The organism is Salimicrobium humidisoli, assembly GCF_002295105.1.
Taxonomy (GTDB): Bacteria; Bacillota; Bacilli; order Bacillales; family Halobacillaceae; genus Salimicrobium; species Salimicrobium humidisoli.
In genome coordinates, this window is the sequence record NZ_NSGH01000004.1 from 161,412 (window position 1) to 170,575 (window position 9,164).

Annotated in this window: 6 protein-coding genes; 5 read left to right on the plus strand and 1 reads right to left on the minus strand. The window is 48.4% G+C overall.

Annotated features, from left to right (window positions below):
* Window positions 1-122: 122 nt before the first annotated feature.
* Complete coding sequence (locus CKW00_RS03990) at window positions 123-1,778, minus strand: sodium:solute symporter family protein (protein ID WP_095821485.1); 1,656 nt, start codon at window positions 1,776-1,778, stop codon at window positions 123-125.
* Between the two features lie 454 nt (window positions 1,779-2,232).
* On the opposite strand from CKW00_RS03990, the gene betB reads away from it, so the two are divergent.
* The 5 genes from betB to CKW00_RS04015 all read left to right on the plus strand — a co-directional run bounded on the left by betB (window position 2,233) and on the right by CKW00_RS04015 (window position 8,986).
* On the plus strand, window positions 2,233-3,699 hold the full coding sequence (gene betB / locus CKW00_RS03995; protein WP_095821486.1) for a betaine-aldehyde dehydrogenase: 1,467 nt from the start codon (window positions 2,233-2,235) through the stop codon (window positions 3,697-3,699).
* Window positions 3,700-3,715: 16 nt separating this feature from the next.
* On the plus strand, window positions 3,716-5,401 hold the full coding sequence (gene betA, locus CKW00_RS04000) for a choline dehydrogenase (RefSeq protein WP_095821487.1): 1,686 nt from the start codon (window positions 3,716-3,718) through the stop codon (window positions 5,399-5,401).
* Window positions 5,402-5,522: 121 nt separating this feature from the next.
* The gene (gene cudC, locus CKW00_RS04005) at window positions 5,523-6,068 is read left to right on the plus strand and encodes a choline uptake/conversion transcriptional regulator CudC (protein WP_095821488.1); all 546 of its coding nucleotides are present in this window, start codon (window positions 5,523-5,525) and stop codon (window positions 6,066-6,068) included.
* Window positions 6,069-6,515: 447 nt separating this feature from the next.
* Window positions 6,516-7,280 carry a helix-turn-helix transcriptional regulator gene (locus CKW00_RS04010; protein ID WP_095821489.1) on the plus strand — a complete coding sequence of 255 codons (765 nt, stop codon included), beginning with the start codon at window positions 6,516-6,518 and terminating at the stop codon, window positions 7,278-7,280.
* Between the two features lie 140 nt (window positions 7,281-7,420).
* Window positions 7,421-8,986 (plus strand): mechanosensitive ion channel, encoded by a 1,566-nt coding sequence (locus tag CKW00_RS04015; protein ID WP_095821490.1) that lies wholly within the window; start codon window positions 7,421-7,423, stop codon window positions 8,984-8,986.
* The last annotated feature ends 178 nt before the right edge of the window (window positions 8,987-9,164 follow it).

Sequence of the window (9,164 nt, forward strand, 5' to 3'; positions counted from 1 at the left end):
AGAAATATAATGTGAAACTTCTATTTGTTACTTTCAGAGAGCCAAGAGGGTCCCCAAGGTCACGAAACGCCCATTCACCCCTACAAAAAACAGGCAGCTCCTTAAAGGAACTGCCTGTTTCGTTATTCTTCCGCCATTTCCGTTTTCAGCTTGCGAAGCGGCTGAGGCGGGCATGCTTTCTGAGTCAGACGGGAGACGATGATGATCGTCAACAGTCCGGCGACCATAGCGAGCGTCCGGAATGGGAAGAGGACGACCCCGTCTTCCATCATCGGATAAGGGAGGAAAGCCGGGAGTCCGAGCGCCGGTTCCCCGCCTCCGATACGGAGGAAGAACGATACACCGAGTCCGGCGAGCGCACCGTACGTGTTCGCTTTTTTATCAAAAAGTGCTGTCGTGAGCTGCGGGAAAAGTACGCAGTAAACGAGATCGGCGCACAGATACCAGAGCGTGTACACGCTGTCGATGTTGAGTGCGACCATTGTCGCTGCCAGTCCGATCAATATGATAGAGATACGGATAGCGCGTTTAATGTCTTTTCCTTCGGCTTTCGGTTTAATAAGTGGACGGTAAATATTCCACGCTGCCATGGAAGAAGCAGATAGAATAGATGAGTCCATGGAGGACATGACTGCAGCCGCCACGGCACCGAGAGCCACAATAGCTACGAGATAAGGAGCCATATAGTTGATGACGTAGGCGAGAATATCGGAAGAAGCAGCCGGTCCTTCAATACCGTAGCTTGCCCAGTCGGCGGAGAATCCTGCTATACCGAGCATAACGGCCGGTACTGCAAGGATAATACATAACGCACCAGCTGCAATGGACAGCCACATCGCCGTATTTTCGTTTTTCGAGGAAAGGACTCTCTGGAAGTATACCTGCCACGGAATTCCCCCAAAAATGAGAAGAAGAGCAGAGTCCCACCAGTAGAAGTACTGGTTTCCCCAGTCCGGGTGGTTCCAGCCGTCGAGAGGCGGAATCAAGTTCGTAAACCCGGCCATACCTTCTTTATAAGCTCCCCATGCCTGACCGAGTCCGCCTACTTCTGCAAGAGCAAAAGGCACGACGAGGAACATGCCGACGATGATCATGATGATCTGCGCTACGTCGGTGAGCGCTACCGACCACATACCACCGACGAACGTGTAGGCTACTGCAATGAGAGCCGAAACGATAATGGAAGTAGTGAAGTCTATCCCAAGGATCAGTCCGAATGTGGAGCCTAACGCTACCAGAATCGCAGCACTCCAGAAAAGTTCTCCGAGCAGCGCAGGCAGGTAAAGGACACCGGTCACTTTTTTACCGAAACGGACTTCGAGCGGATCGAGCATTGTCGTGAATTCATATCTTCTCATTTTCCGGGCGTAAAAAACCCCGCCTATAATCAGACTCAGGCCGAAACCCCACGGAGCCTGGACCCAGACGATACCGGAGGCGAATGTCGACTCAGCCGTACCGGCGATGTAACCGCCGCCGACCCAGGTGGCCGTCATCGTGAACATGGCGATCCATAACGGCATCGCCCGACCGGCGACCATCATATCTTTGGCACTGTCTGATTTTTTCCCGGCCGTAATGGAGCCTATGTAGAAGATGATAGCGTACGCGATGAACATGAAAATGAGGGCGCCCCAGTTGACGTTGTTCCCCGTAAAACCTACATAGACGGCTACTCCGAGAAGCAGCCCCAGAAATCCGAACGTTCCTGCTTTTTCATAATTCTTATTTTTCTTATCCTGCTTCCCTTCTGGTGTTTCAGATGGTTGCGGTTGCACGAAACCACTCCTTTGCAAGTATTTGTTAGCTGTAGTGTATGTGTTTCCGGATGTAAAGCTTACGACGGTACCGTGTCGCTTAATTAATTTAAAACGTTTAATAATTATTAAACAATCAACATGTATTACTGTAACGTACAATAAAATAATGTCAACTCCGCTTCGGAGACAAAACCGGGCTGGCAGCTTCAAAGACAGGGGATAGAAGGAATTTCAACAAAATCCTTCTCCACTTATAAGATATGGAAGGCTTTACACAGGAAAAGGGAAAAGTTTTGTCCCGGAAATCATTCCTTTCATTAAAGGCTCTGAAAAGATCCTCCATTTTCTTTCTCCATCAGGAAAAGTTTACTGGAGTCCGGTTTACAACTGAAAAATCATGTGCTAGCATGAAAATTGTTAAAAACGTTTAAAAATAATTAAATAAAATAAACGTTAAAAAGGAGGTACGGAAATGAAACAAATGTATATAAACGGAAACTGGGTGGATGCCCGTTCCGGAAAAACGAGAGAAATCATCAATCCATATAATCAGGAAGTGATCGCCGAAGCGGCAGACGGGAACGAAGAAGATGCCAAAATAGCGATCGCTGCAGCACGCGAGGCTTTCGATAATGGGGCGTGGGCATCGACTCCTGCAGCAACCAGAGGAGAAAAAGTGCTTCGTATAGCGGAACTGATTGAACGGGACAGAGAAGAACTTGCCAGGATGGAAACTCTTGATACCGGCAAGACAGTAGAAGAAAGCCGGGAGGACATGGACGATATAGCTGGAGTCTTCAGGTATTTCGGCGGTCTTGCCGACAAGGACGGCGGAGAGATGATCGAGTCTCCGATCCCGGACAGTCAGAGCAGAATCGTCCGGGAACCGGTCGGAGTGTGCGGGCAGATCACCCCGTGGAACTATCCGCTCCTTCAGGCTTCTTGGAAAATCGCTCCCGCTCTTGCAGCTGGAAACACAATCGTAATGAAGCCGAGTGAAATAACTCCGCTCACAACCGTCAAAGTGACAGAGCTGATGGAAGAAGCCGGATTCCCGGCTGGCGTCGTCAACCTGGTGCTCGGCGACGGGGCTACGGTCGGAAATGAGCTGGCAGAAAGTGACAGCGTCGATCTGATTTCCTTTACCGGCGGTATTGAAACCGGGAAGAAAGTGATGCAGAAGGCGAGCGGTAACATGAAGAAAATCGCTCTTGAACTCGGTGGTAAAAACCCGAACGTTGTGTTCGCCGACGCTGATTTCGAGACAGCTGTCGACCAGGCACTGAACGCCGCGTTTTTCCACGCCGGTCAGGTCTGTTCAGCAGGAGCGCGTCTTATTGTGGAGGATTCGATCCATGATGAGTTCGTTAAGGAACTGGCAGACAGAGCAGGACGCATCAAGCTCGGTGACGGTTTCGAAGACGATACACAGTCAGGACCCCTTATTTCCGCAGAACATCGCGGAAAAGTGGAAAGCTACGTGGAAATCGGTAAGCAGGAAGGTGCGAAGATTGTTACCGGCGGAGCACGGCCGGAAGAGGAAGAGCTTCAGAACGGCTTCTTCTACCTTCCGACGATTTTTACGGAATGCACATCTGATATGAGAATCGTGCAGGAAGAAATCTTCGGACCGGTACTTACGGTGGAGCGTTTCCACTCCGAGGAAGAAGCGGTGACTCTTGCGAACGACTCCGTTTACGGACTGGCAGGAGCCGTTTTCACTACAGACATCGATAAGGCGGAACGTGCAGCTGCCAAAATGCGCATGGGAACAGTGTGGATCAATGATTTCCATCCGTACTTTGCTCAGGCGCCATGGGGCGGTTACAAACAGTCCGGTATCGGCCGTGAACTCGGAAAACCGGGACTTGAAGAATATACAGAAACGAAACATATATACAGAAACTTGAAACCTGAACCGATCCACTGGTTCAAATAACAGGGAGGTCATCAAAATGAGTGAATCATACGATATTGTAATAATCGGAGCAGGAAGTGCCGGTTCGATTCTTGGGAACCGGCTGAGTGAAGATGGAACGAAAAGTGTACTTGTACTGGAAGCCGGACGCAGTGACTATCCGTGGGACCTGCTGATCCAGATGCCGGCGGCTTTACCATTTCCGGCAGGGAAATCCCTCTATGACTGGAAATATGAATCGGATCCGGAACCGTACATGCACGGACGCAGAATCAAGCACGCCCGTGGTAAAGTGTTAGGCGGTTCCAGTTCCATAAACGGAATGATTTACCAGCGCGGCAACCCTAAAGACTATGAGCGCTGGGGAGCGGACGAAGGGATGGATAAGTGGGACTTCGCCCATTGCCTCCCTTATTTCAAACGCCTGGAAAATACGATCGATTCCGATAAGAGTGATGAATACCGTGGGCATGACGGTCCGGTTAAATTGACACGCGGACCTGCGACGAGCCCGTTATTCCAGGCCTTTTTCGAAGCTGCGTCAGAGGCTGGGCATGCGAGAACTCCGGATGTGAACGGATTCCGTCAGGAAGGATTCGGCCCGTTTGATAAGCACGTCTATAACGGGCGGCGGATGTCCACATCCCGCGCTTACCTTCGTCCTGCGATGCGCAGGAAGAATCTTACGGTCCGGACCCTTTCTTTCGTTCAGCACATTGATATCGAGAATGGAAAAGCACGGGGACTTACCTATAAGCGGAACGGAAAAGAACATTACGTATCCGCAGGAGAAGTCATCCTCTCCGGCGGCGCAATCAACACTCCACAGCTTCTTCAGCTTTCCGGAGTAGGTGACCCTGAACATCTTCGTTCCGTCGGCGTTCAGCCGAAAGTGAATCTTCCGGGAGTGGGTGAGAACCTGCAGGATCACCTGGAAGTTTATATTCAGCACGGCTGCCCGCTGCCGGTTTCCCAGCAGCCGAGCCTTAAACTGAAAAATATGCCGTGGATCGGTCTGCAGTGGCTGCTGAAACGTCAGGGCCCTGCTGCGACGAACCATTTCGAAGGCGGAGGGTTCGTACGGTCGAACGAAGACGTGGATTATCCGAACCTTATGTATCATTTCCTTCCGGTCGCCGTCCGGTACGACGGTGAAAAAGCACCGGTGGAACACGGTTTTCAGGTACACATCGGACCGATGTATTCGGATGCCCGCGGTTCCTTGAAAATACAGTCCAACGATCCAAAAGCGCATCCAAGCATGATTTATAACTACCTTTCCACCGAGCAGGACAGACGTGAATGGGTGGAAGCAGTGCGCGTCACGCGTGAAATCATGCAACAGCCTGCCATGAAACCTTACAACAGCGGAGAGATTTCGCCGGGACCGTCGGTGCAGACGGAAGAAGAAATCCTGAACTGGGTGGCGGAAGACGCAGAAACGGCTCTGCATCCGAGTTGTACAGCGAAAATGGGAGCGAAATCCGACCCTATGGCCGTCGTCGATCCGGAAACGATGAAAGTTCACGGACTCGACAACCTCCGGGTGGTCGATGCATCCGCTATGCCGTACGTAACGAATGGGAACATTCACGCACCGGTACTGATGCTTGCCGAGAAGGCTGCAGACATCATCCGCGGCAAAAAACCGCTCGAGCCCGAGTATGTCGACTATTATCAGCACGGCGTTCATCCGGCAGATGCAGGAACAGTAAAAGTTTAATCGGAAAAGAAATAAGGAAATTACTAAAATCAGGGGCTATTTTACAAGTCCCTGATTTTAATTTGTGTTATATTTTAGTTAATATTAAATACTTTAAATGAAATAAAAGGAGGGGCTCCCGGTGGAAAAGGATTCGGAAGCACTGATTGAGGAAGCGGAAGGGGCAGTCGTCGATTCCATTGCTGAAACGATGGACCTGTACGGTATCACCCCGTCAACGGGGCGGCTGTTTGCACGGATGTATTTTAAACATCAGCCTATGACTTTAGATGATATGAAAGATGATCTTGGAATGAGTAAGCCGAGTATGAGCATAGCTGTCCGTAATCTTCAGGAAGTGAGCATCGTAAAGAAAGTCTGGCAGAAGGGCTCCCGTAAGGACGCTTTTACGGCTGAGAAGAACTTCTTTAAGTATTTTTCTCATTTCTTTGGTAACAAGTGGGAAAGGGAAGCGAAATTGAATTTATCCGCGATCGAATATGCAGAAGAGAAGCTTCAGGAAGTCATCGATGACGAAGGTACGGAAGAAGAACTGAAGGAGAGAGCGCGCAAAGACTACAATCAGCTCGAAGAATATCGTAAGTACTGTAAGTGGCTGGAGCGTCTTGCAGATTCCATCGAATCCGGCGAGATTTTCGAATTTCTTCCTATTGAGGAAGATAAATAACCGGGGAGAAGCACCTGTACACAACAGGTGTTTTTTTATTGCGTGCAGCCGTGAGAGCGGGAGTAAAGGTAAGGTTTTCGGGAGCAGGAGTTAATGTTATAATATTATTAGAAAATTCAATTAATATGCACGAATTAGGTCAAAAGTCGTAATTTATTACAATGTTGAATATTAACAATAAATGTTCGTAATTATGAATGTATTATCTGTTATTTAGGGTATGGTTACATTAACAGCGTAATACCTGTTACGGATTTAGGAGGATTGTTCATTTTGAGTTACAAGGTACGAGCGATGACGTGTATTCAATGCCAGACTAATTTTGAGGAAACAGTTACAGACGGAAAAATCATCCACCTTCAGTGTCCCTACTGCAGAGCAAAAGAATCTGCCGGTAACAGCAGCCGGTAAGTATCAGGTAAAAGGACGGGAGGAAGGTGATTCTGAGTGGATAGTACAAACGAAAATAAGTTCAAACAGCTGTATGATCAGGAACTTTTTAACCTGCAGAACACGGGAGAAAAGACTTTTGCCACTATTATAAAGGAAGAGGAGTATTATTTCGCAGCCGTATGTAACAGCAAACAGTCCGAAGCTTACAGACGGATAGAAAACATTGCTGATATTCTGGCAGAAGAGAAAGACCCGCAGGAACGTGTGAAGGATTACCGGAGGTTTTTCGTTTATCTGGCCGGGGCTTCAGCGGAACGTTTTTCCAAGCGTTTTGTATTTGCGTGGGAGTTTATGGCGACAGCCGTCTCTTTAATGAAACTGGTGGAGTCATGGGAAACGGAAGAAGATTTTCGGACGGGGGTGTATTTCATGACCGATACATTTATGCACACAGTCAATACATATTTAATGGAATCCCCTTCCCATCCGCAAGTGATGAAGTTCATTCAGTACGTGGATGAACATCTGTATGATCAGCTCTCCGTCACTTTGATAGCAGACGGGCTCGGAATGTCTCCCGGCCATCTCGCCCGGCTGGTCCGTACTCATCTCGATACCACCTGCAATGAATATATAAAAAGAAAGAAGCTTGAAGAGAGTGTGCTCCTTCTTCAGGATATGGCCCTGCCCATCCGGGACGTTGCCGATAGAATCGGCATCAGTAACGGGCACTTCATCCGTATCTTTCAGGAGAAGTACTCCTGTTCTCCCAGTGAATACCGGAAACGGATCGTCACGGGCATCACCGCAGACGTATAAGCACTCGGGCCGTTTTCCGGCGCATGATGGTCTCCGTCTGAGGCCGTTATGCTCCGGGAAATGTTTCCCGGAAGAAACTTTGCTCCGATGAAGGAGGAAGTGATTCATTTTTTTTAAATATAGTAAAGGAGGATGATCATGTGGATGGTCTCATGAAGACATTCGAAGATTTTATTGCGCAAATACCGCAGCTTCTTCTTGCGCTTCTCGTACTAATTATAGGATTTATAGTAGCTGCGATCGTTTCCAGAGGAGTTAAAAAAGCTCTGGAAAAAATGGAAGTAAGCAGGAGGTTGTTCGGAAAGAAAGACTCGGACACGCCCCCGTCGTTCAGCGTTGAAAAAGTCGCCGGAAAAATCGTTTACTGGCTGATCGTCATTATAGCCTTTGTATGGTTCCTTAATATGCTGAGCATCGATATGCTGGCAGAGCCGCTGTCCAATATGCTTTCAAGCATCACTTCAGCGATCCCTGCAATCGTAAAAGCAGGTATCATTCTGCTCGTCGCCTACGTTATTGCGACAGTACTTAAGAAGCTTATCGAAGGCGCCGGAGGAAAAATGTCCGGAATGATGGTGAAGTCCAAAGTAGCAGATAATGAAGAATCTGCTCAAAAAGGTGTGAATACACTTGCTCAGATCGTATTCTACCTTATCCTTTTACTGGCGCTTCCGGCTGTGCTCGGAGCCCTGAACATCGACTCTCTGAGCGGATCCATCTCTTCTATGATAGAGAGTATCCTTACCTTTATTCCTAAACTCGTAGCAGCTGCAATCACGCTGCTGATCGGCTGGTTTGTAGCTAAAATCGTACGTGATATCGTTACGAAGTTCCTTCAGAGCATCGGAACGGACCGCGTTTCCGAGAAGATGAATCTTTCTTCTTCCATGAAAGGAACCAGTCTTTCCCAAATTATCGGTACGGTAGTATTCGTACTCATTCTGATTCCGGTCGTTATTTCCGCACTGGAAACACTGGATCTTGAAGGTATTTCCGGACCGGCTATCGCTATGCTGAACACCGTACTGGAAATGATTCCGCAAATCATCGTAGCCGCTCTGCTCATTATGGTAGGTGTAGTAATCGGTGGCTGGCTGAAGGACGTTGTGGCCAACCTTCTTGAACGCGTAGGTTTCAATTCCCTTATGAGCAAGATGGGACTTGGAGGCGCAGAAGAGAACAGAAACATTCCTAAACTGTCCGAAATCGGTGGATACATTGTACAGATTTTCGTTATATTCCTGTTTGCTGTAGAAGCTCTTCAGGTAATACAGCTTGAGTTCCTCGTTGATCTTGCGACAGGAGTCGTCAGCTATCTGCCATCTGTATTCGCTGCAATCGTCATTCTCGGTATAGGTATGTGGCTTGCGGATGCGACTTCCCGCTTCGTGAAAGGTGCCGTCCGCACTCCTGGAGGCGAATCGAACATTCTTGCCTCTGTTGCCAAGTACGCTATTTTGGCTTTCGCATTGTTCATGGCACTCGACCAGCTCGGTGTAGCTGATTCTATCATCAACACTGCGTTCATGCTCATTCTTGGAGCACTAGCTCTTGCATTCGGTCTTGCCTTTGGACTTGGCGGACGTGACAAAGCGGCCGAGTACCTTGAAAAAGCTGACCGTAAGATGGAAAAAGTCAGTGTAGAAAAAGATTCGAAGCCTGAGGAACCTGGTGAACCTGGTCCTGGCCCGAATGATCTTCCTTAAGACAAAAGACGAAGGACTGCCGGTTTTCTAAAGCCGGCAGTCTTTTTTTGTGGCTCTACAATATTTGTTGGGGTATCAGAAAAATTCAGCATAAAAAAAACACACAAGCTCCTTTATCTTTTACACTTGAATTGACGAGACCCAAGAAAAAGATAGGAGTTGTGTGTATATATGCATT